Annotated in this window: 20 protein-coding genes; 9 read left to right on the top strand and 11 right to left on the bottom strand. The window is 57.4% G+C overall.

What is annotated here, in order from left to right:
• The first annotated feature begins 18 nt into the window (after positions 1-18).
• Positions 19-2,727 carry a preprotein translocase subunit SecA gene (gene secA / locus AABB31_RS12820; RefSeq protein ID WP_373634832.1) on the top strand — a complete coding sequence of 903 codons (2,709 nt, stop codon included), beginning with the start codon at positions 19-21 and terminating at the stop codon, positions 2,725-2,727.
• 103 nt (positions 2,728-2,830) lie between these two features.
• Positions 2,831-3,823 (top strand): hypothetical protein, encoded by a 993-nt coding sequence (locus tag AABB31_RS12815; protein WP_342077757.1) that lies wholly within the window; start codon positions 2,831-2,833, stop codon positions 3,821-3,823.
• Positions 3,824-3,833: 10 nt separating this feature from the next.
• Here the strand turns inward: AABB31_RS12815 and radC are convergent, their stop codons facing one another.
• From radC to AABB31_RS12795, 4 genes are all read right to left on the bottom strand, one after another.
• Complete coding sequence (gene radC, locus AABB31_RS12810) at positions 3,834-4,592, bottom strand: DNA repair protein RadC (protein WP_342077758.1); 759 nt, start codon at positions 4,590-4,592, stop codon at positions 3,834-3,836.
• Between the two features lie 51 nt (positions 4,593-4,643).
• Positions 4,644-5,786, bottom strand: a complete 1,143-nt coding sequence (gene dnaJ / locus AABB31_RS12805; protein WP_342077759.1) for a molecular chaperone DnaJ — start codon at positions 5,784-5,786, stop codon at positions 4,644-4,646.
• 76 nt (positions 5,787-5,862) lie between these two features.
• Positions 5,863-7,782, bottom strand: a complete 1,920-nt coding sequence (gene dnaK / locus AABB31_RS12800) for a molecular chaperone DnaK (RefSeq protein WP_342077760.1) — start codon at positions 7,780-7,782, stop codon at positions 5,863-5,865.
• A gap of 217 nt (positions 7,783-7,999) precedes the next feature.
• Positions 8,000-8,821 carry an ABC transporter permease gene (locus AABB31_RS12795; RefSeq protein ID WP_342077761.1) on the bottom strand — a complete coding sequence of 274 codons (822 nt, stop codon included), beginning with the start codon at positions 8,819-8,821 and terminating at the stop codon, positions 8,000-8,002.
• 123 nt (positions 8,822-8,944) lie between these two features.
• On the opposite strand from AABB31_RS12795, the gene cysQ reads away from it, so the two are divergent.
• The 7 genes from cysQ to AABB31_RS12760 all read left to right on the top strand — a co-directional run bounded on the left by cysQ (position 8,945) and on the right by AABB31_RS12760 (position 16,802).
• On the top strand, positions 8,945-9,742 hold the full coding sequence (cysQ, locus tag AABB31_RS12790; RefSeq protein WP_342077762.1) for a 3'(2'),5'-bisphosphate nucleotidase CysQ: 798 nt from the start codon (positions 8,945-8,947) through the stop codon (positions 9,740-9,742).
• Positions 9,742-10,542 carry a 3-deoxy-manno-octulosonate cytidylyltransferase gene (locus AABB31_RS12785; RefSeq protein WP_373634831.1) on the top strand — a complete coding sequence of 267 codons (801 nt, stop codon included), beginning with the start codon at positions 9,742-9,744 and terminating at the stop codon, positions 10,540-10,542. Before cysQ ends, AABB31_RS12785 begins: the two co-directional genes overlap by 1 nt.
• Positions 10,543-10,688: 146 nt before the next feature.
• Entirely contained in the window at positions 10,689-11,582 is an 894-nt protein-coding gene (gene galU / locus AABB31_RS12780; RefSeq protein ID WP_342077763.1) for a UTP--glucose-1-phosphate uridylyltransferase GalU, read from the top strand.
• 15 nt (positions 11,583-11,597) lie between these two features.
• A complete protein-coding gene (locus tag AABB31_RS12775; protein ID WP_342077764.1) occupies positions 11,598-12,635 on the top strand; it encodes a glycosyltransferase family 2 protein in 1,038 nt (345 codons plus the stop codon).
• Between the two features lie 32 nt (positions 12,636-12,667).
• Positions 12,668-13,675 carry a glycosyltransferase family 2 protein gene (locus tag AABB31_RS12770; protein WP_373634829.1) on the top strand — a complete coding sequence of 336 codons (1,008 nt, stop codon included), beginning with the start codon at positions 12,668-12,670 and terminating at the stop codon, positions 13,673-13,675.
• Positions 13,672-15,366 carry a beta-1,6-N-acetylglucosaminyltransferase gene (locus AABB31_RS12765; protein WP_373634828.1) on the top strand — a complete coding sequence of 565 codons (1,695 nt, stop codon included), beginning with the start codon at positions 13,672-13,674 and terminating at the stop codon, positions 15,364-15,366. The genes AABB31_RS12770 and AABB31_RS12765 overlap by 4 nt, the downstream gene beginning before the upstream one ends.
• Positions 15,367-15,368: 2 nt before the next feature.
• Entirely contained in the window at positions 15,369-16,802 is a 1,434-nt protein-coding gene (locus AABB31_RS12760; RefSeq protein ID WP_342078835.1) for a nodulation protein NodH, read from the top strand.
• Here the strand turns inward: AABB31_RS12760 and AABB31_RS12755 are convergent.
• From AABB31_RS12755 to AABB31_RS12725, 7 genes are all read right to left on the bottom strand, one after another.
• On the bottom strand, positions 16,799-17,263 hold the full coding sequence (locus tag AABB31_RS12755) for a PTS sugar transporter subunit IIA (RefSeq protein WP_342077765.1): 465 nt from the start codon (positions 17,261-17,263) through the stop codon (positions 16,799-16,801). The genes AABB31_RS12760 and AABB31_RS12755 overlap by 4 nt on opposite strands.
• Positions 17,264-17,292: 29 nt before the next feature.
• Positions 17,293-17,868, bottom strand: coding sequence for a ribosome hibernation-promoting factor, HPF/YfiA family (gene hpf / locus AABB31_RS12750; protein ID WP_342077766.1), 576 nt, complete (start codon positions 17,866-17,868; stop codon positions 17,293-17,295).
• 239 nt (positions 17,869-18,107) lie between these two features.
• On the bottom strand, positions 18,108-18,869 hold the full coding sequence (lptB, locus tag AABB31_RS12745; RefSeq protein WP_342077767.1) for an LPS export ABC transporter ATP-binding protein: 762 nt from the start codon (positions 18,867-18,869) through the stop codon (positions 18,108-18,110).
• Positions 18,869-19,354 (bottom strand): lipopolysaccharide transport periplasmic protein LptA, encoded by a 486-nt coding sequence (gene lptA / locus AABB31_RS12740; protein ID WP_342077768.1) that lies wholly within the window; start codon positions 19,352-19,354, stop codon positions 18,869-18,871. The genes lptB and lptA overlap by 1 nt, the downstream gene beginning before the upstream one ends.
• 32 nt (positions 19,355-19,386) lie before the next feature.
• Positions 19,387-19,986, bottom strand: coding sequence for a hypothetical protein (locus AABB31_RS12735; protein WP_373634827.1), 600 nt, complete (start codon positions 19,984-19,986; stop codon positions 19,387-19,389).
• Positions 19,987-19,989: 3 nt separating this feature from the next.
• Positions 19,990-20,958, bottom strand: coding sequence for a KpsF/GutQ family sugar-phosphate isomerase (locus tag AABB31_RS12730; protein WP_342077771.1), 969 nt, complete (start codon positions 20,956-20,958; stop codon positions 19,990-19,992).
• Positions 20,958-21,569: a ribonuclease H-like domain-containing protein gene (locus AABB31_RS12725; RefSeq protein ID WP_342077772.1), complete on the bottom strand. Its 612-nt coding sequence runs from the start codon at positions 21,567-21,569 to the stop codon at positions 20,958-20,960. Before AABB31_RS12725 ends, AABB31_RS12730 begins: the two co-directional genes overlap by 1 nt.
• Between the last annotated feature and the right edge of the window lie 3 nt (positions 21,570-21,572).

Genomic DNA, 21,572 nt, shown 5'->3' with positions numbered 1-21,572 from the left:
TGCGCCACCGGAGAAAACATGCTGGGTATCGGAACGATTGCAAAAAAGGTCTTTGGCAGCGCCAATGACCGCAAGGTCAAATCCGTTCGTCCGCTGATCGACAAGATTAATGCGCTAGAGCCCGAGTTCGAGAGTTTGTCCGACGAAGGCATCAAGGACAAGACCGAGGCGTTGGCCCAGCGTGCCATGGGCGGCGAAAGCCTTGACGACATTCTGCCCGAAGCCTTTGCCAATTGCCGCGAGGCCGCAAAGCGCGCCCTGGGGTTGCGGGCTTTTGATACACAGCTGATGGGTGGCATTTTCCTGCATCAGGGCAATATCGCCGAGATGAAAACAGGTGAAGGCAAAACGCTTGTCGCGACCTTCCCCGCGTACCTGAACGCGCTGACGGGCAAGGGCGTTCATATCGTGACGGTCAACGATTATCTGGCCAAGCGCGACGCCGAATGGATGAGCAAGGTCTACGGCGCGCTGGGGTTGAAAACCGGCGTGATCTACCCGCAGCAGCCGGATGATGAAAAGAAAGAGGCCTACGCCGCCGACGTGACCTATGCCACCAATAACGAGCTGGGTTTCGACTATCTGCGCGACAACATGAAGTCAGAGTTGAGCCAGATGTATCAACGGCCACACAATTTTGCGATTGTGGATGAGGTCGACAGTATCCTGATCGACGAAGCCCGGACGCCGTTGATTATTTCCGGCCCAGCCCAGGACCGCAGCGAGATGTACGCCACGATTGATGGCGTCGTCCCGCAGATCGCTGACGACCACTTTACCCTGGACGAAAAGACCCGTCAGGTGACCTTTACCGACGAGGGCAACGACTTTCTGGAGCAACAGCTTCTGTCCACCGGGCTGCTGCCCGAAGGCCAGACCCTTTACGACCCGGAAAGCGCCACGCTGGTCCACCATGTCAATCAGGCGCTGCGTGCCCATAAGCTGTTTACCAAGGACAAGGACTACATCGTCAGAGATGACGAGGTCGTGCTAATTGATGAATTCACCGGCCGCATGATGACAGGCCGCCGGCTGTCCGAAGGCTTGCATCAGGCAATCGAGGCAAAGGAAAATGTCTCGATCAAGCCCGAGAATGTGACGCTGGCCTCGGTCACGTTCCAGAACTACTTCCGGCTTTATGAAAAACTGGCCGGGATGACAGGCACCGCGGCCACCGAAGCGGACGAATTTCAGGAAATCTACGGCCTTGGTGTTGTCGAGGTTCCGACCAACCGGCCCGTTGCCCGTATTGACGAGAACGATCAGGTCTATCGCACCGCGAAGGAAAAGTTCGACGGGGTTGTTGCCGAAATCAAGGCTGCGCATGAAAAGGGGCAACCAACATTGGTTGGCACCACGTCGATTGAGAAATCCGAATATCTGGCGTCTTTGCTGCGCGAGGCGGGGCTGACCTTTAATGTCCTGAACGCGCGCCAGCACGAACAAGAGGCCCAGATCATTGCCGATGCGGGCAAATTGGGTGCCGTCACGATTGCCACCAATATGGCCGGTCGCGGGACTGACATTCAGCTTGGCGGCAACGTGGAAATGCGTGTGCTGCAGGCCATGACTGCCGATCCCGATGCGGACCCCGAGGCGCTGCGCGCCCGGATCGAGGCCGAAGTTGCCGAGGAAAAGGAAAAGGTCAAGACAGCCGGTGGCCTGTTTGTTCTGGCAACCGAACGCCACGAAAGCCGTCGTATCGACAACCAGTTGCGGGGTCGTTCCGGCCGGCAGGGTGACCCGGGCCGGTCATCATTCTTCCTGTCGCTGGAAGACGATTTGATGCGCATCTTTGGGTCGGAACGTCTGGACAAGGTCTTGTCCGGGCTGGGCATGAAGGAAGGCGAGGCGATCGAACACCCTTGGGTGAACAAGTCGCTAGAGCGGGCGCAGGCCAAGGTCGAGGCGCGGAATTTCGACATCCGCAAGCAGTTGTTGAAGTTTGACGACGTGATGAATGACCAGCGTAAGGTCATCTTCTCGCAGCGGCGCGAAATCATGGAAACAGAGGACCTGTCAGAGATCGCGCAGGACATGCGCCATCAGGTGATTGACGATCTGGTCGCCGAGTTCATGCCGCCCAAAAGCTATGCCGATCAATGGGATACCGAAGGTCTCTATGCGGCGGTGATTCGCGATATCGGGATGGATGTGCCGGTGATGGCCTGGGCCGAAGAGGAAGGCGTCGATGATGACGTGATCCGCGAAAGGCTGGAAGAGGCATCTGACACGTTCATGGCCGAAAAGGCCGAAGCGTTCGGCGCAGATACGATGCGCAATATCGAAAAGCAGATTTTGTTGCAGACTATTGACGCAAAGTGGCGCGAGCATCTGCTGACGCTGGAACATCTGCGATCTGTTGTCGGGTTCCGCGGTTATGCGCAACGTGATCCGCTGAACGAATATAAAACCGAAGGTTTTCAGTTATTTGAACGGCTTCTGGATGGGTTGCGCGCCGATGTGTCGCAAAAGCTTGGACAAATCCGGCCCATGTCCGCCGAAGAGCAATCAGCGCTGATTGCGCAAATGCGTGAACAGCAGGCCGCAGCCATGCAGGCGGCGGCACCCGCAGCAGCCGCTGGTGCTGCCGTTGCCGCGACCGCCGATGCGGTGGAAGGCTTTGACGAAAATGATCCGGACACCTGGGGCAACCCAGGGCGGAACGATCAATGCCCCTGCGGATCAGGAAAGAAATTTAAACACTGCCATGGTAGGCTTGCCTGAGACTTGACATAATCGCGTCACGCTAAGACCCAACGCAGGTCGTGCTGAAGACATCGTCTTGGGCTACGCTGCGTGCAAGCGTTCGTTGGTGTGGGATTCAGGGATGGCCATTTTTCAGAAGGCGGGACGGGTTGCAGCATCGGTTTGCGTCGTGCTTGGGCTTGGTTACCTTGTGCAGGGCGGGGCCTCTGGCCAGCAAGACCCGTTGCGCAGGGCGACACAGCCCACGACCAGTATCGTTCACCCCGCGATGATGACCAAAAACCCAACCGGTGATCCGGTTTTCGGGGCGCGCAACGTCTGGGATAGCGATCTGCCTGCGTCCAGTTCCGTGGTGCCGATGGATGACATTCATGAAGTCCTGACGGAGGTCGTCGTGCCCCGGATGAATTTCGTGACCGGTTCACCCATGGATGGTTGCAAAACAAGTATAGAGGCTGCGGCAGAAATGGCCGCGATGGTCGCGCTGGATGTGCAGTCGCCCTGTCATCGGGACAGCTATCTTGTGATCTGGCACGAGGATATGGCTTTTTCCGTTCTGACCGACAGCGCCGGCCAAGCGACCGCCAATGTTCCGGCGTTGGACACGGATGCCGTTTTTGTCGTGACCTACGAAAACGTGGAGGAAGCACGCGTCGCGATCAACGTGCCGGATATGGGGCGCTATGACCGCGCCGTTCTGCATTGGCGCAGTCGCGATAATCTGCAACTTCACGCGCTGGAATTCGGGGCGGGTTTTGGCGATCCAGGGCATGTCTGGTCGGCGTCGACGCAGGCGCCTGAATTGGCGCAGGCCGGTCAACGCGGCTATGTCGTTCGGCTGGGTCAGTCGGATGCGCCCGTGCCCTATTGGTCGGAAATCTATACATTCCCGTCCGGGCGCTTGACCGACGCGGGTGAAATCGTCCTTCAGGTCGGGGCGACAGTCACAGCGGCGAATTGCGGGCACCGTCTTGCGGGGTTTACCGGGCAAACCGGATCTGACAAACCCTTTGCGTTGTCCAGAATGACGATGGAGATCCCGGGATGTGATCAGGTTGACCGGGCCGTGTTCCGATCCGATCTTTTCGATGATCTCGTGTTGGCTGCGCGCTAGGGTCAGGACCCTAGGTCAGCAACCCCTCGGCCCGAAAGCTTAATTCACAGGACTTTCCGATAATCAGGTGGTCGTGAACGGTGACAGCCAATGACTTGGCGGCCTGATTGATCTGTTCGGTCATCGCGATATCCGCGGCGGATGGGGTCGGGTCGCCCGATGGGTGGTTATGCACCAGAATGATGGCCGCCGCGTTCAATTCCAACGCCCGTTTGACAACCTCGCGTGGGTAAACCGGCACGTGGTCCACCGTTCCCTGGGCTTGTGCCTCATCCGCGATCAGGACGTTCTTGGTATCCAGATACAGAATCCGGAACTGTTCGGTGTCGCGGTGGGCCATGACCGTGTGACAGTAATCCAACAAAGCATCCCAACTGGACATGACATGGCGTTGCATCACCTTTGCACGGGCCAATCGCTGCGCGGCCGCCTCGACAATCTTGAGTTCCGTGATAACGGCAGGACCGGCCCCCTTGATCTGTTGAAGCTGTGGGATCGGGGCTGACAGAACGCGGTTGAAATCACCAAACGTATCGACCAGCAGGCGGGCCAGTGGTTTCACATCTTGTCGGGGGATTGCGCGAAACAAAACAAGTTCCAGCAATTCATAGTCCGGCATCGGGGTCGCGCCACCTGCCAGAAACCGCTCGCGCAGGCGTTTTCGGTGATCTTGCATATAGGACGGCACCCGCCCCTTGGGGAGTGGTGCCACCTCGACAACGTCGTCGTTATCCGCAAAGAGCGAGCGGGTCTCGGAAAAACGGTTCATGACCGAACCGTTGTTCGATTCCGGTTAAGGAACGATAAACATAGGCGAGCGTCAGCCCTTCATCGAATCCCAAAAGCTTTTGACGGAGCTGAAAAAGTTGGATTCCTGCGGGTTGTTGTCCTTGCTCAACGTATCGAACTCGCGCAGCAACTCTTTCTGACGTGTCGTCAGTTTGACAGGGGTCTCTACCATCAATTCGATGAACATATCGCCGCTTCCGCCGCCGCGTAGTGCAGGCATCCCTTTGCCGCGCAGGCGCATCTGACGACCCGATTGCGAGCCTTCGGGGACTTTGACGCGGCTCCGACCGCCATCAATCGTGGGAACCTCGATCTCGCCACCAAGGGCGGCTGTCGCAACCGATACCGGAACCCGGCAATAGAGGTTGGTGTTGTCGCGTTCAAACAGCTGGTGATCGTTTACCTCGATGAAAATATAGAGGTCACCGGTAGGACCGCCGCGCATCCCGGCCTCGCCTTCGCCGGCCAGACGAATGCGTGTGCCGGTTTCAACGCCAGCGGGGATATTGACTGACAGCGATTTCTCTTTCTCGACCCGGCCCTGTCCGTTGCAGGTGTTGCAGGGGTTCTTGATCGTCTGACCCATCCCGGAACAGGTGGGGCAGGTCCGCTCAACGGTGAAGAAGCCCTGCTGGGCGCGTACCTTGCCCATACCATTGCAGGTGGGGCAGTTCTGCGGCTCTGACCCGCCTTCGGCACCGGTGCCGTTGCAAGACCCGCAGCCGACAGCCGTGGGCACGTTGATGGTCTTTTGAAGCCCCGCAAAGGCGTCTTCAAGGTTGATGCGCAGATTATAGCGCAGATCGTTCCCGCGCTGGGCGCCGCCGCGGCCAGTCCGGCCACGCCCGCCGCCCATGAAATCGCCGAACAGGTCGTCAAAAACGTCGGAAAAGGCGCTGCCGAAATCACCGGGATGCGCGCCGCGTTGACCGCCCCCGCCCATGCCATTTTCGAACGCAGCATGTCCGTAACGGTCATAGGCCGCTTTCTTGTCAGCGTCTTTGAGAACCTCGTAGGCTTCGTTGGCCTCTTTGAATTGCGCCTCGGCATTCGGGTTGTCCGAATTGCGGTCCGGGTGCAGCTCTTTGGCCTTTTGGCGGTAGGCTTTCTTGATGGCAGCGGCGTCTGCACCTTTCGCGACGCCAAGCACATCGTAATAGTCACGTTTTGCCATGGTATTCTTCCCCTTGGGAACGGAAAAGACCGGCCCGGATCACGGGCCGGTCAAATTTCCTCAGCAGGCCAAAGCCTTAGTTGTCACGCTTTTCGTCGTCGAGATCTTCGAAATCGGCGTCAAGGATGTCGTCGTCGCCCTGGTCAGCCCCACGTGCTTCGGGCTCGGCTTCGCCTTCTTCCTCTTGCTGGGCTTTGTAGATCGCCTCACCCAATTTCATCGCGGCTTCGGTCACGTTCTGGATGCCAGACTTGATCTTCTCGGCCTTCGCATCGTCTGCTTCCAGATCATCCTTCAGCGCAGCAATCGCAAGTTCGATCGCCTCGATGGTTGTCGGGTCAACCTTATCGGCATGCTCTTCCATCGACTTTTCGGTCGAGTGGATCAGGCTTTCGGCCTGGTTGCGGGCATCCACAAGCTCGCGGCGCTCTTTATCGGCTTCCGCGTTCTCTTCGGCGTCTTTGACCATTGCGTCGATATCGTCATCCGACAGACCGCCAGAGGCCTGGATCGTGATCTTCTGCTCTTTGCCGGTGCCTTTATCCTTGGCGCCGACCTCGACGATACCATTGGCGTCGATGTCAAAGGTCACCTCGATCTGTGGCATGCCGCGTGGTGCAGGCGGGATGTCTTCAAGGTTGAACTGGCCCAACATCTTGTTGTCGGCGGCCATCTCACGCTCACCCTGGAAGACGCGCAGTGTCACTGCGTTCTGGTTGTCTTCGGCGGTCGAGAAGACCTGAGACTTCTTCGTCGGGATCGTTGTGTTCCGGTCGATCAGACGAGTGAATACACCACCAAGGGTTTCAATGCCCAGCGAAAGCGGGGTCACGTCGAGCAGAACAACGTCCTTGACGTCACCTTGCAGAACGCCGGCCTGGATGGCAGCACCCATGGCGACCACTTCATCAGGGTTCACACCCTGGTGGGCTTCCTTGCCAAAGAACTTGGCAACTTCTTCCTTCACCTTTGGCATCCGGGTCATACCACCGACCAGAACAACCTCGTCGATATCGGATGTGGACAGGCCTGCATCCTTGATGGCTTCCTTGCATGGCTTCAGGGAGGCCTTGATCAGATCACCAACCAGGCTTTCCAGCTTGGCGCGGGTCAGTTTCATGACCATGTGCAGGGGCTGCCCGTTTGATCCCATCGAGATAAACGGTTGGTTGATTTCGGTGCTGGACGAGGACGAAAGCTCGATCTTTGCCTTTTCGGCGGCTTCCTTCAGACGTTGCAACGCCATCTTGTCCTTGGTCAGATCGACAGAGTTCTCTTTCTTGAACTCATCCGCGAGGTAGTTGACGATCCGCATGTCAAAATCTTCACCGCCAAGGAATGTATCCCCGTTGGTGGATTTCACTTCGAACAGACCATCGTCAATTTCCAGGATCGTGACGTCGAATGTACCACCGCCAAGGTCATAGACGGCGATTGTCTTGCTGTCTTTCTTGTCGAGGCCGTAGGCCAATGCGGCGGCTGTCGGCTCGTTGATGATCCGCAGAACTTCAAGACCAGCGATCTTGCCCGCATCTTTGGTGGCCTGACGCTGGGCGTCGTTGAAATAGGCCGGTACGGTGATAACCGCTTGGGTCACGTCTTCGCCAAGATATGTCTCGGCGGTTTCTTTCATCTTGCCCAGAATGAAGGCCGAGATTTGCGACGGCGAATATTTCTCGCCCCGGCTTTCAACCCATGCGTCCCCGTTGCCGCCGTCGATCACGGCGAAGGGCATGTTCTTTTTGTCTTTGGCAAGGTCCTTGTCGTCGAACCGGCGACCGATCAGACGCTTGACCGCAAAGATCGTGTTTTCAGGGTTTGTGACGGCCTGACGCTTGGCTGGCTGGCCAACGAGGCGTTCGTCATCAGTGAATGCCACGATAGACGGCGTTGTGCGCGCCCCTTCGGCATTTTCAATAACGCGTGGTTTAGAGCCATCCATGATGGCGATACAGGAGTTGGTCGTTCCCAGGTCGATACCAATTACTTTGGCCATTTTTCAAATCCCTCTACTTTAGGCGGTTTGAGCAGCGCGAACCCATTTGAGGCACCCGCGCCAGTTTCTATGAGTCTGATCAGGGGATTAGCCCCAAACAATGATCTTGGCGTATATAGGGATGCGATTTAGGGGCTGCAACCGCCGGTCTGGTGAGAAAACCGCGAAAAAAACGGAATTTCCGCTGTTGGGCGCGATGCATCGGTTAATCGCGAACTCAACGTCCGGCAGCCCAGCTGATCGAGACCTGTCTGCGGGTGAAAAATTCGCCCATCAAACCGATGACCAACAGCACGACGGCGACGTAAAAGGCGTACTGCCACGACGAATAATGCGGGTTGTAATGCAGGAACACGAACCCGCGCATCTGGTCAATGATGTGAAAGAGCGGGTTCCAGTCAAAAAGGTCCAGCCGCGAGGCCGGCAATGCATTTGCCACAAACATCTTGCCCGATGCCAACATGTTCACCCGCACATAGATCGTTGCAAGCAGCGTCACAAATCCGGGCGCCCAGGGATTCATCGCCAGAAACACCATGCCCACCGCAACACCCGAGAACCACGCAAGCAACATCATTCCCATCGCCGCAATCGGGGCGTAGATCGAAATCGGCGTGAACGCGATATGGTAGATCGCCAGCACCACAAAAAGCGACAATATCTGGATATAGAGCGATGACACCGCCGACGCGCAAATGGCGATCATCGTATTCATCGGCGCATGCTGCATCATCGGCGACGCGGGCCCTTCGGACCCACGCACAGCGCTAAGCGCCTTGATATGGCTGATATAAACAAAGATGCCTGACATGATGTAGAGCAGGAAATCGCCGCGCAACGGGACCCCCCGCAGGCCGATCAGAATGAACATGACATAGAATGCAAGGACCAGCGTCATCACCTGGGTCATATTCAGGATCAGCCCGATCAGCGCGTTGCGATGGCCCTTGCGCAATTCACGTACAATCGAATGATAGACAAGCTCTGCCATGCTCAGGGCGCCGCGCACCCGTGTCGATCTGTCGCTGATCTGGAACATGCAGGTTTCTTTCCGCTTGGCCCGGTGAAGGGCGGCAACAGCTTGCTGTCAGGCAATGCGCAACGCATAAGGGATAAATCACTGATTTTCAATGAACACGGGGGCAAATGCAAAGGATGTGTGATGGATTTTGATCGTCTGGTTGAGGAAATGCGCAGCCTTTCGATTGCGGCCGGTGAAAAGATCATGGAGATTTATCAATCCCCTGATTTCGACGTGCGCTCCAAAAGCGATGACAGCCCTGTCACCGCTGCGGACGAGGCTGCAGACAGGATTTTGTTTGCCGGGCTGACCGCGGCATTCCCGGACACTCCCGTTGTCACAGAAGAGCAGGCAAGCACCCACACACAGCAGGTCACCACATTCCTGATCGTCGACCCGCTGGATGGCACCAAGGAATTCATCAAACGGCGCGGCGATTTTACGGTCAATATCGCCTATGTTGTCGATGGTGTGCCGATCCGTGGTATTGTCTATGCCCCCGCGAAGGGCCGGATGTTCTACACGACGGCCACGGGCGAAACCGTCGAGGAACATGGTCCGTTTGACGCCGGCGCGGTGGGTCAGCAGACCCCATTGCGCGTATCGGATCCTGACAATGCAGCCCTGCTTGTCGTGGCCTCGAAATCGCACCGGGATCAGGCAACGGATGATTATATCAACCGCTACCGGGTCGCAGATATGAAAAGCGCCGGATCCTCCCTGAAATTCTGCCTTGTGGCGGCGGGTGAGGCCGATCTTTATCCCCGGCTGGGCCGCACGATGGAGTGGGATACAGCCGCTGGTCACGCGGTTCTGTCCGGCGCCGGTGGCAAGGTTGTGCGTTTCGACAATCACCAGCCGTTGCTTTACGGCAAGCCCGGCTTTGAAAACCCGTTCTTCATCGCAACCAGTCCCGATGTTGTATTGGAAAAAGCCTGATGCGCGTTCTGATAGTCATTCCGGCGCGATACGCCTCGACCCGCTATCCGGGCAAGCCGCTTGTGCAATTGCGGGGGGCAACCGGCACCAGCCAGAGCCTGATTGAACGTTCGTGGCGGGCTGCTATGTCCGTTTCCGGCGTGGCGCGCGTGGTTGTTGCCACTGATGACACGCGCATCCAGAAGGCGGCAGAGGATTTCGGCGCAGATGTGGTGATGACCTCGACCGCCTGCAAAAACGGGACTGAACGTTGTGCAGATGCGCTGGGCCGGATTGACGACACATTCGACATGGTCGTCAATCTGCAGGGCGACGCGCCCCTGACACCGGCCTGGTTTGTCGAAGACCTGATCGCGGATCTGCGCCAAAACCCGCAGGCCGCCGCCGCCACGCCGGTTTTGCGCACAGACGGGCGGGCGCTGAACGGTTTCTTGCAGGACCGGCGCGCCGGACGGGTCGGCGGAACAACTGCGGTTTTCGGGGTGGACCGGCAGGCGCTCTATTTCTCGAAAGAGGTAATACCGTTCACCGGCCAGACCTATGCGGATGATGCACAGACGCCCGTCTTTCACCATGTGGGCGTCTATGCGTATCGTCCGGATGCGCTGGCAGCGTATCAAGAGTGGGCTGTCGGGCCGCTCGAAGACCTCGAGGGGTTAGAGCAGTTGCGGTTTCTCGAAAACGGTGCGTCGGTGCGCTGTGTCGAGGTTGACGCCCGGGGCAGGCAGTTCTGGGAATTGAATAATCCCGAAGACGTTCCGCGAATCGAAGCGATGCTTCTGGACATGAACCTCGCCTGAAACTTACGATTTCTTTGCAGTTTTGCGGCAGGCAGATCAGGATCACCTCAATTCCGCCGAATTTACGGAGTTTTCTTTTGCATCAGACGGATGCGTGTTACAGAACGCGGCATAATCGAAAGCGTATTTAGCCAGAAAGAGTTGAAATGAGTAGAAAAGTCACCAAGGCGATTTTCCCCGTAGCCGGGTTGGGAACGCGGTTCTTGCCCGCGACCAAATCCGTGCCCAAGGAGATCATGACGCTGGTTGACCGCCCGTTGATCCAATACGCGATTGACGAGGCGCGCGCCGCCGGCATCGAGGACTTTATTTTTGTGACGTCACGCGGAAAGACGGCGCTGGAGGATTATTTTGACCTCGCGCCTGATCTGGAAGCCGCGCTTGAGGCGTCAGGCAAGAAAGAATTGCTGGATATTCTGCGCACCACAAACATGGATAGCGGTGCAATTGCCTATATCCGGCAGCACAAGCCATTGGGTCTGGGCCATGCGGTTTACTGTGCCGCAAAACTGATTGGCAATGAACCATTTGCCGTGATCCTGCCCGATGACGTGATTGCGGCGGAAAAACCCTGCCTGCAGCAGATGGTCGAAGCCTATGAAGAAATTGGCGGTGCCATGGTGGCCGCGATGGAAGTGGCGCCGGACAAGACCTCGTCCTACGGTATCCTTGATGTGGCGGATACCAGCGGCAACGTGATGTCGATCAACAAGATGGTCGAAAAACCTGCCCCCGGCACAGCACCGTCCAATCTGGCCGTGATTGGTCGCTATATTTTGACCCCGCATGTGATGAATAATTTCAAACACATCACCAAGGGCGCCGGTGGTGAGCTGCAATTGACCGACGCCATCGCGTCAGAGCTGAGCCAGGGGCGCGATGTGTTCGGGTTCCGTTTTGATGGACAGCGCTTTGACTGTGGCTCCAAGGCCGGTTTTTTGCAGGCGACCGTCGCCTTTGCGATGGCGCGAGACGAGCTGCGTGACGACCTGCAGCAATATCTGACCGAGATGATGTCCGCCAAAAAGGCAGCCGAGTAACCCTTGCGCGCAGACATGCCCAAGCCGCAGCTGTCGCTTTGGGCGGCCGCTGCGCGGGCCTACCGGCTGCGTTGGAAACGGCGGCGGTTGCTGTTTCGTATCCTGCGCAAGCGGCATGAAATCCGGCCCGCGGCTGACCGGACCCATCTGATCCGTCCGGGCGCTGTGCTTGCGTTCTGCTGTGTCCATAACGAGGCGCTGCGTCTGCCGTATTTCCTGGCGCATTACCGGGCGTTGGGGGTCGCGCATTTTCTTTTTGTCGACAATAGCAGTGATGATGACACAGCAGCCCTGTTGCGCGATCAACCTGACGTATCGTTGTGGCAGACAGATGCCAGCTACCGTCTGGCCCGGTTCGGGATGGATTGGCTGGGCTGGTTACACCTGCGCTTTGGTCACGGGCATTGGTGCCTGACAGTGGATGCTGACGAGTTGCTGATCTACCCCGAACACGACACCCGGGGCTTGCCCGATCTGGCTGATTGGCTGTCCCGACAGGGGCGGCGGTCATTCGGGGCCCTGATGCTCGACATGTGTCCCAAGGGTGCGGTAACGCAGTCGGACGTTGACGCGGGTACCAATCCGCTGGATGCGATCCCCTATTTTGATGCCACGCATTACCGGTCGCGCTGGCATCCGGCCTACGGCAATCTGTGGATACAAGGGGGTGTGCGCGAACGGGTGTTTTTTGGGCCAGCGCCGGAACGCGCGCCAACGCTGAACAAGACCCCATTTGTGTATTGGAACCGGCGGTTCGCCTATGTCAGTTCAACGCACCAGATTGTGCCACCCCGTCTGCATGATGTGTTCGCGCCCCCGGGCCAAAACCGCATGACCGGGGTGCTTTTGCACACGAAGTTCCTGCCGGATATTGCCGAAAGGTCGCGCGAGGCGATTTCCCGGCGACAACACTTTGAAAATAGCGCACTTTATGACAGTTATTACAGATCACTGATGCAGGGTCCTGATCTGTGGAATCCGCAATCGCGTCGCTATGAGGACTGGCGACAGTTGGTTGATCTGGGGTTAATGTGTCGTGAAGAGTGGGTCTGATACGATCCACAGGGGAATAACGGGACGCGGTATTGAGTTTTTTGACGTCATATGGGTTGCGGTTGCAACGAAAGCGCTGGCGATTTCGCGCGTTCCGCAAACGGCGTGAACTGAAATCGGTCGAAAACCGCACGAGGCGGATCCGGCCTGGTGATATTTTGCTGTTCTGCACGTTTCGAAACGAAGATGTGCGCCTGCCGTATTTCTTCGAATACTACCGCAAGTTGGGCGTCGATCACTTCCTGATGGTCGACAATGACAGTAGCGACGGGGGCGGGGATTACGCTGCGGCCCAATCGGATGTGTCATTGTGGTCGACCAAGGCGGGATATGGCCGCGCCCGCTATGGGATGGATTGGCTGACCTATCTGCAAATGCGCTATGCGCATGGGCATTGGGCGCTGACCGTCGATGTCGATGAATTCTTCGTCTACCCGTTCTGCGACAGCCGACCGCTGTCCGCGCTGGGCGATTGGCTGGACGCATCGGACGTGCGATCGTTCGGGGCGCTGATGCTGGATATGTATCCCAAAGGTCCCGTCAGCGAGGCGGTCTATGATCGCGGGATGGACCCGCTGGAGGTGGCGAGCTGGTTTGATGCGGGCAACTACACGATCAGCCGCAACAAACGGATGCGAAATCTCTGGATTCAAGGCGGGCCACGGGCACGCGCCTATTTCGGGGCCAAACCGTCAAAGGCCCCGGCATTGAACAAGGTCCCATTTGTGAAATGGAACCGCCGTTACACTTATGTCAGTTCCACCCACATGATTTTGCCGCGCGGTTTGAACCTGGTCTATGATCAGCAGGGGGGGGAAAAGACCTCTGGCATCCTGCTGCACGCAAAGTTCCTGAACACGTTCAGCGACCGCGCGGGCGACGCGGAAATGCGCGCGCAGCACTACAAGTCGGGGCAGGAATATGCGCGTTACGCATCAGCCGCCGATGACCCGACCATCTGGACGAAGTGGAGCGCGCAATATCTCAACTGGCGGCAGCTGGAAGGTCTTGGGCTGATGTCAAAAGGGAACTGGGCATGAGCAAGACAGGCGTCATCATGCTGGTGCATACGGCATTGCATCGGGCCGAACAGGCGATCCGACATTGGGTCAAGGGCGGTTGCCCGGTGATCGTGCATATCGACAAAAAGGTCAGCGCGGTCGAACATGCGGGCTTTGTGCAATCGCTGTCCGATCTGAAAGAGGTGCAGTTTTCGCGGCGCTACAATTGTGACTGGGGTGGTTGGGCGCTGGTCAAGGCGACACAGGATGCGGCGACGCAGCTTCTCGATACGCGCCCCGATTTGCGGCATGTCTATCTGGCGTCTGGTGCATGCCTTCCGATGCGCCCGGTGACAGAGCTCTGCGCTTATCTTGATGCGCGGCCCGAGACGGATTTTATCGAAAGTTCGACAACGTCGGATGTGCCCTGGACGGTGGGCGGCCTGCACGAAGAACGGTTCACCCTGCGTTTCCCGTTTTCATGGCGGCGGCATCGGCGTATTTTTGATTTTTACGTCAAGGCGCAGCAATTGGCGGGGTTTCGGCGGCGCATACCGGATGGGCTTGTGCCGCATATGGGGTCGCAATGGTGGTGCCTGACCCGCCGCACCTTGATGGCCATCCTGAACGACCCCCGGCGCCCGATCTATGATCGGTATTTCAAACGGGTCTGGATCCCCGACGAAAGCTATTTCCAGACCATGGCGCGGCGCCATTCCACCAAGATCGAAAGCCGGTCCCTGACGCTTTCGAAATTCGATTATCAAGGCAAGCCACATATTTTCTACGATGATCACAAGGAACTGCTGCGCCGGGCGGAATGCTTTGTGGCCCGCAAGATATGGCCGCAGGCGGATGCGCTTTATAATACGTTCCCTGAACCGGCACGAACGCCAGAGACCCTGCCCAATCCCAGCGCCATTGATCGCGTTTTCGCCAATGCGGTAGATCGCCGGACATTGGGGCGGCCCGGGCTTTATATGCAAAGCCGGTTCCCCACGATTGACCGCGAAGCAGTGATGACAGCAGAGCCTTATTCCGTCCTGCAGGGCTTTGCCGAGACATTCGAGGATTTTGAAGCCTGGCTGGGGCAGGCCACCGGCGCGGATGTACACGGGCATCTGTTTGCCCCGGACCGCGCGCATTTCTGCGATGGAAGCGCTGTTTATATGGGCGGGCTGTCCGATCAGCCTGTTTTGCGGGACTACAACACCAAGATGTTCCTCAGCAACCTGATCTGGAATGCGCGGGGGACGCATCAGGCGTTTCAGTTTGGGCCGGATGATACCCAGTCGATCAACTGGATGATTGCCAAGGATACCAACGCGCGTATTTCGGTGATTTCCGGCGCGTGGATCATTCCCCTGTTCCAGTCGCGGGGGGAATTTTCGGACATCCGGGGGGAGGCCGCACGCCTTCAGCAGATCGAACATGCGCATCTCAAAATCCTGCGGTCCCCATTTGCAAAGGCGCGGGTGCGGGTGGTGAGCCTGGCTGAATTTGTGCGGTCGCCGATGGATATCCTGCAGACCATCGTCGATGAGATGAGCGGACAACCCCATCCGCCGCTGGCGCAGATCCCCCGGATGGTTGATCTGACGGGGCTGGGGGCGTTTCTGCAGGATCTGCGTAATCAGGGCATGCATCCGTTCTTGACAGGGGAATTCCCGATGAGCCTCGACACCGAACAATCGGCGGAAAGACCACCCAAACCCTATCTGGTCCAGTGACCATGGGGCGGTTTGACTATTTTGTCGTGTTTGCAGAAATGCGGACCGGGTCGAATTTTCTGGAAGCGAATATCAATCATTTTGAGGGCCTGTCCTGTCATGGCGAGGCCTTCAATCCCAGCTTTATCGGTGGTCCCAAGGCAACCGATATTCTGGGCATTGACCTTGCAACGCGCGAGGCAGATCCGGGCGCATTGATCAGCGCAATCAAGGCGGCTGATGGCTTGGCCGGGTTCCGGTTTTTCAACAATCATGATCCGCGCGCTTTGGAAATATGTCTTGCAGATCCGCGATGCGCCAAGATCATTCTGACCCGTAATCCTGTCGATAGTTTCGTCAGTTGGAAGATTGCAAAGGCCACTGGTCAGTGGAAATTGACCAATGCAACCCATGCAAAGTCAAAAGATGTGGTCTTTGATCCGGATGAATTCGCGGCGCATCTGCAAGCCATTCAGGATTTTCAGGTCAAGCTGCTGACGACACTGCAAAAATCGGGCCAAACTGCATTCTATCTTGGGTATGATGATCTTTCTGATCTGGACACGATGAACGGGCTTGCGGCGTTCCTTGGCTGTGCGGACAGGTTGAAAACGCTGGATCGCAAGCTGAAAAAACAAAACCCAACGCCCGCGATTGAACGGGTGCTGAACCCGGGCGCGATGGAAGAGGCGCTGACCCGGCTTGACCGGTTCAATCTGCACCGGACACCAAATTTCGAACCGCGCCGCGGGCCAATGATACCCGCCTATATCGCGGCACCACAAAGCGATTTGCTATACCTCCCGCTGCGCAGCGGCTTGGATGATGCGATCGCGGAATGGCTGGCCGCGCTGGATGATCGCAAGAAGAAAGACACGATCACCGGCTTTACCCAAAAGACCTTGCGCCAGTGGAAGCGCGGGCATCGCGACCACCGCAGCTTTGCGGTGTTGCGCCATCCGGTTGTGCGGGCGCATCAGGCCTTTTGCACGCATATCCTGTTTGACGGGCCAAAGATTCTGCCAAAAATCAGGCAGACCTTGCGCCGTGTTCACAAACTGCCCATTCCGGCCGACCCTTTGCCGCCACGCAACCTTCAAGGGTACGATATCAATGCGCATAAGACGGCATTTCTGGCATTTCTGGCGTTTCTCAAGAACAACCTTTCCGCACAAACAAGCGTGCGGGTCGATCCGGCTTGGGCCAGTCAGCTGGCTGTTTTGCAGGGGATGGCGCAGTTCGGATTGCCGGATGTCATTCTGCGCGAAGACGAATTGCCGGCTGGATTGGGGCGGTTGGCGGCTCATGCGGGCCGGGATACGGCGCCCGATTTTGTGCTGCCCGATGCGATGGAAGGCGGTCTATTGCGCGAAATCTATGACCCAACGGTAGAGCAGGCCGCGCAAGATGCGTATTTGCGCGACTATGTTGGTTTCGGGTTCGGTGACTGGCTTTAGGCAGCCTGTATCGCCTGAACCTCGGTCAGGATGGTGTGCAGCGTCGCCGGATCGCTATTGGCGCGCAACTTGGCGCAGATGCCGGTATCGCGCAGTGTGCGCGAGACGAGGGCGAGCGATTTAAGATGGTCAACACCAGCATTTTCGGGGGCCAGCAGCGCAAACACCAGATCAACCGGTTGCCGATCGACGGAATCAAAATTCAGCGGCTTTTCAAGGCGCAGAAAGATCCCGCGCACCGCATCAATACCTGGCAACCGGGCATGGGGCAGGGCGATACCTTGACCAACGCCGGTCGGGCCAAGCCCTTCGCGCTCGATCAAGGCTTCGATGACGGTTGGGGAAGAGAATCCATAGCAACTTTCGGCCAGTTCACCCAGATCGTGAAACAGGCGTTTCTTGCTGGTACAGGACGCAATGGATTTGACTGCATCAGCATGAAGAAGGTCAACAAGTTGCATTTAAGAATTCTCTCACCACGTTTTAGGGATCAGCCGGCATCACGCGGGTCGATCCAGCCAATATTTCCATCATCTCGTTTGTAGACGACGTTTATTCCGCTGTGTTTTTCGTTTCGGAAGACAAGCACCGGGGCGCTTGCGATCTCCATTTGCATCACCGCTTCACCCACTGACAGTTCTGGAATCTTTGCTTCCATTTCTGCCACGATCACCGGGCTTGTCGTGTCTTGATCTGCCTCTTCCGACTCATCCTGTGCAGCGAGGATATATGACCCCGCATCTGAAAGTTCAACGGGTTGTGAACGTTCTTTATGATGGTCTTTCAGGCGGCGCTTGTAGCGGCGCAGCTGCTTGTCCATCTTTTCGCCACTGCCATCAAATGCGGCATAAATCTCGTGGGCGCGGCCGGTGGCCTGTGCGGTCAAACCGGTTGAAAGATGCACGATAGATTCGCAGACATATTCATTCCCGGACTTGGAAAAAACGACATTGGCGTCGGTGGGCCGGCCAGCATATTTGGCCAGAATATCATCAAGTTCCGTTTTGACATGGGTTTGCAGGGCCTCGCCGATGTCGATCTGTTTGCCACTGATTTGATACCGCATCGTTTCTCCTTAAAGTTGATCTGATGACGCGATGATTGGCCTACATTCTGCAGGCAATCGGTCACCTTATTGGAAAACGATAACGCCCTTACTTTGAACTTTAACCGCGCCTCTAGGCAATTCTGGGGCGACTCTAAGGAAAAAGTTAAGCGGGTCTGTCATCTTCTTCATTTGGCGTCAGATTGAACCCACTTGTCAATGATGCAGTCATTGATGAAAGGTTAACCGCTTGATCCGACTCAGTTTACGCGGAAGTTATCGCCCAGATAGACGCGGCGCACATTCTCGTTCTGGACGACTTCATCGGTGGTGCCGCTCATCAGGACCTTGCCATCATGCAGGATGTAGGCGCGGTCAACGATCTGCAGGGTTTCCTGCACGTTGTGATCGGTGATCAACACACCAATACCGCGGTTTTTCAGGTCCGCGACCAGATGCCTGATTTCGCCAACGGCGATTGGATCGACGCCTGCAAATGGCTCATCAAGCAGGACATATTTGGGGCCAGCGGCCAGACACCGGGCGATTTCCACCCGCCGGCGTTCACCACCGGACAGAGACAGCGCCGAGGCGCGGCGCAGATGCTCGATCGAGAATTCCGAGAGCAATTCTTCCAGTCTTTCGCGCCGGCGATGCCGATCCGCAACCGCGATTTCGAGGATCGACATGATGTTGTCCTCGACATTCATGCCGCGGAAAATCGACATTTCCTGTGGCAGGTATCCAATCCCCAGCCGGGCGCGGCGGTACATGGGCAGCGTCGTGATCTCGCGACCATCAATGACAACTTTCCCGCCCTCTGGCGTGACCAGGCCGGCAATGGAATAAAAGCATGTCGTCTTGCCTGATCCGTTTGGACCCAAGAGCGCCACAACCTCGCCCCGGCCAAGATCCATGCTGACATCCCGGATGACGGGCCGTTTGCGGTAGCTTTTGCGCAGGTTCAGGATTTGCAGCCCAACGGCGCCGTCCTGCACTGTCAGGTTGGGGCCATCCGGCATCAGTTTCCGCCCTGTTGCAAAACGGTCCTGACCCGGCCTTCCATCACCGCCGACCCGTCGTCGAGATTAACCGTCATCTTCTGGGCCGAGATTGCGCTGGGCCCTTGTGTCAGCAAAACGTCACCCGTCAACGTCAATGTGCCTGCCTCGATATTATAGTCCGCGTTTTCTGCCTCGGCGGCTTCGGTGGCGGTGACAAACGTGACACCACCTGACGCCAGCAACCGGGCGATGCTGCCGGTTGCTTGGGTATAGACAACCTCGACGCTGTCGGCTGACATCTTCAGATCACCCTGACCAATCAAGACGTTGCCTGTGAAAACCGCTTTACCAGTATCCTGATCGACCGATAGCGTGTCGGCTGCAACCTCGACTGCAGCAGCAGAATCCACCGTGATCCCACCCAGATCAATGGCCGTTTGTGCGGCGGCTGGCAGTACCAAAACCGTGTGAAGGACAGCGCCGAAAACGAAAATACGAAACACGGTGGGACAATCCTTTGATAACAATGGCGGCGTTAACCTTGCGGTCTGTATATCAGGCGGACCCCTTCGGTGAAAAGCATCTGCTGACCAGTATTCTCTTCTGATACCAAAAAGGTGACCTGCCCGGCGGTCAATTCGCCGAATGGTGCGCGAATTTCCAAAAGACCGTCCGAGGTGACCAGTCCGCTGTCGAGTTCGGCAATCAATCCGTTGGTTTCCATCTGATAACCACTTGAGGTTTCCAGCCGCGCGAGGCCGAGAAACCGGGCGACCCTTGTGCGACCGTCAATTTCGCCCCGAATGGCGGTGATGTCGATGCGACTGCCATCGGCGTTGTCCATTTGCAGACTGAGGTCGCGAATAGACACCGTATCGGGCCGGTTGATATCCGGTTGCGCGCTGCGTGCAGCGATGGAAATCACGGATCCATCATCGGTCACGCCGGAAAATCGCGGCGCGGTGATCCGCTGGTCGCGGGCCATGGCCTCGATCTCGGCGAATGAAATGTCTGGGGGTTCGGCGGGCGCGCGCGCCAGAAGAAACAGGGTCGACAGCAGGCCAAGCGCAATCATGGGCAGGATGATCTTTGACCAGCCTACAAGCTGAGAATGCAGATTGTCGGCCCCGGCCATGGGTCAGACGACCCCGGCGCGCAGGCAGTCATGGATATGCAGTATGCCTGCCGCAATATTCGGCGTTGCTGGGTCAACCGCAAAAACGCAGGTGATCTTGCGATCATTCATCATGCCAACGGCGCGCTCGGCCAGCGCGTCCGTTGGGATGGTTGCCGGATGTGGGGTCATGACCTCGGCCGCGCGCATGTTCAACAGGCCATCCATATGGCGCCGCAGATCACCATCGGTGATGATCCCTGCAAGCTGTCCGCCGGTACTGACGACCCCAACAACGCCAAAGCCCTTTTGGCTCATGGTCAGCAGCACGTCACCCATCGGCATGTCGTCGCCGACAAGTGGGATCGCGTCGCCTTGATGCATCAGGTCGCCGACCTTGGCGAGTTTTGCCCCAAGTTTGCCGCCGGGGTGAAAATCGCGAAAGTTCTCGGGGGTGAAGGCGCGATGCTCCATCAAGGCGACGGCCAATGCGTCACCCAGTGCCATCGTCATTGTGGTCGAGGTTGTGGGAACAATGCCTGTGCCACATGCCTCACCCAATTGCGGCAGTTGCAGCAAAATATCCGACTGCGTGCCCAGACTGCTGCCTGGCTGGCTGGAAATCCCGATCAGGGGGATGCTATAGCGCCGGGTATAGGCGACCAGATTGGCCAGCTCCGGCACCTCACCGGAATTCGAAATTGCAATCACCACATCAGCCGGGGTGATCATGCCAAGATCGCCATGGCTGGCCTCGGCCGGATGCACAAAAATCGCGGGCGTGCCGGTGCTTGCAAAGGTCGCCGCCATCTTGCGGGCGACATGGCCGGACTTGCCCATGCCCGACACAATCACGCGCCCATTCGTTTCAAGCAGCAAGGCGACGGCTTGCCCGAACCCGTCGTCAAGCGTGTCGGCGAGTTGGACAAGCGCCTCGGCCTCTGTGGCGATGACGCGTCGCCCCGCGGCCTGAAATTTGGGATCCGTCGCCATCAATGTGCAAAGATGTCGATATCTGGCCAGCCCGCCAGATCGAGCTTTGCGCGTGTTGGCAGGAAGGAAAAGCATGCTTGTGCCATGTCCATGCGCCCCTCTCGGGCCAGAAGCGCATCAAACGCGTTCTTGAGTTGATGCAGGTACAGTACGTCGGAGGCCGCATAATCCAGCTGCGCGTCGGTAAGTGTCTCGGCGCCCCAGTCACTTTGCTGCTGATGCTTGGAAATATCCACCCCGACCATATCCTGCAGCAGGGTCTTCAGCCCGTGCCGGTCGGTGAACGTGCGCACCAGCTTTGACGCGATCTTGGTGCAGTAGACCGGTGCCGCCAGCGCGCCAAATCTGTTATAGAGCGCGGCGATGTCGAAACGGCCAAAATGAAAAAGTTTCAGGACGGCGGGATCTTCCAGCATGGCGCAGAGGTTCGGCGCCTCGGTTTGTCCGGGTCTGATTTGAACAAGATGGCATTCGCCATCCCCACCGGACATCTGGATAAGGCACAGGCGATCGCGATGCGGGTTCAGCCCCATCGTCTCGCAGTCAATGGCGACAATCGGCCCGAGTGACAGCCCATCGGGCAGGTCGTTTTGATAAAGATGGTTTGCCATATG

It is taken from the genome of Yoonia sp. SS1-5, assembly GCF_038443705.2.
Classification (GTDB): Bacteria; Pseudomonadota; Alphaproteobacteria; order Rhodobacterales; family Rhodobacteraceae; genus Yoonia; species Yoonia rhodophyticola.
This window is presented reverse-complemented; position numbering and strand designations above follow the sequence as displayed.

Bases quoted from the DNA above. Each gene is read 5' to 3' on its own strand.
- secA (WP_373634832.1), top strand. From the start codon at position 19: ATGCTGGGTATCGGAACGATTGCAAAAAAGGTCTTTGGCAGCGCCAAT.
- AABB31_RS12815 (WP_342077757.1), top strand. From the start codon at position 2,831: ATGGCCATTTTTCAGAAGGCGGGACGGGTTGCAGCATCGGTTTGCGTC.
- radC (WP_342077758.1), bottom strand. From the start codon at position 4,592: ATGAACCGTTTTTCCGAGACCCGCTCGCTCTTTGCGGATAACGACGAC.
- dnaJ (WP_342077759.1), bottom strand. From the start codon at position 5,786: ATGGCAAAACGTGACTATTACGATGTGCTTGGCGTCGCGAAAGGTGCA.
- dnaK (WP_342077760.1), bottom strand. From the start codon at position 7,782: ATGGCCAAAGTAATTGGTATCGACCTGGGAACGACCAACTCCTGTATC.
- AABB31_RS12795 (WP_342077761.1), bottom strand. From the start codon at position 8,821: ATGTTCCAGATCAGCGACAGATCGACACGGGTGCGCGGCGCCCTGAGC.
- cysQ (WP_342077762.1), top strand. From the start codon at position 8,945: ATGGATTTTGATCGTCTGGTTGAGGAAATGCGCAGCCTTTCGATTGCG.
- AABB31_RS12785 (WP_373634831.1), top strand. From the start codon at position 9,742: ATGCGCGTTCTGATAGTCATTCCGGCGCGATACGCCTCGACCCGCTAT.
- galU (WP_342077763.1), top strand. From the start codon at position 10,689: ATGAGTAGAAAAGTCACCAAGGCGATTTTCCCCGTAGCCGGGTTGGGA.
- AABB31_RS12775 (WP_342077764.1), top strand. From the start codon at position 11,598: ATGCCCAAGCCGCAGCTGTCGCTTTGGGCGGCCGCTGCGCGGGCCTAC.
- AABB31_RS12765 (WP_373634828.1), top strand. From the start codon at position 13,672: ATGAGCAAGACAGGCGTCATCATGCTGGTGCATACGGCATTGCATCGG.
- AABB31_RS12760 (WP_342078835.1), top strand. From the start codon at position 15,369: ATGGGGCGGTTTGACTATTTTGTCGTGTTTGCAGAAATGCGGACCGGG.
- AABB31_RS12755 (WP_342077765.1), bottom strand. From the start codon at position 17,263: ATGCAACTTGTTGACCTTCTTCATGCTGATGCAGTCAAATCCATTGCG.
- hpf (WP_342077766.1), bottom strand. From the start codon at position 17,868: ATGCGGTATCAAATCAGTGGCAAACAGATCGACATCGGCGAGGCCCTG.
- lptB (WP_342077767.1), bottom strand. From the start codon at position 18,869: ATGCCGGATGGCCCCAACCTGACAGTGCAGGACGGCGCCGTTGGGCTG.
- AABB31_RS12735 (WP_373634827.1), bottom strand. From the start codon at position 19,986: ATGGCCGGGGCCGACAATCTGCATTCTCAGCTTGTAGGCTGGTCAAAG.
- AABB31_RS12730 (WP_342077771.1), bottom strand. From the start codon at position 20,958: ATGGCGACGGATCCCAAATTTCAGGCCGCGGGGCGACGCGTCATCGCC.
- AABB31_RS12725 (WP_342077772.1), bottom strand. From the start codon at position 21,569: ATGGCAAACCATCTTTATCAAAACGACCTGCCCGATGGGCTGTCACTC.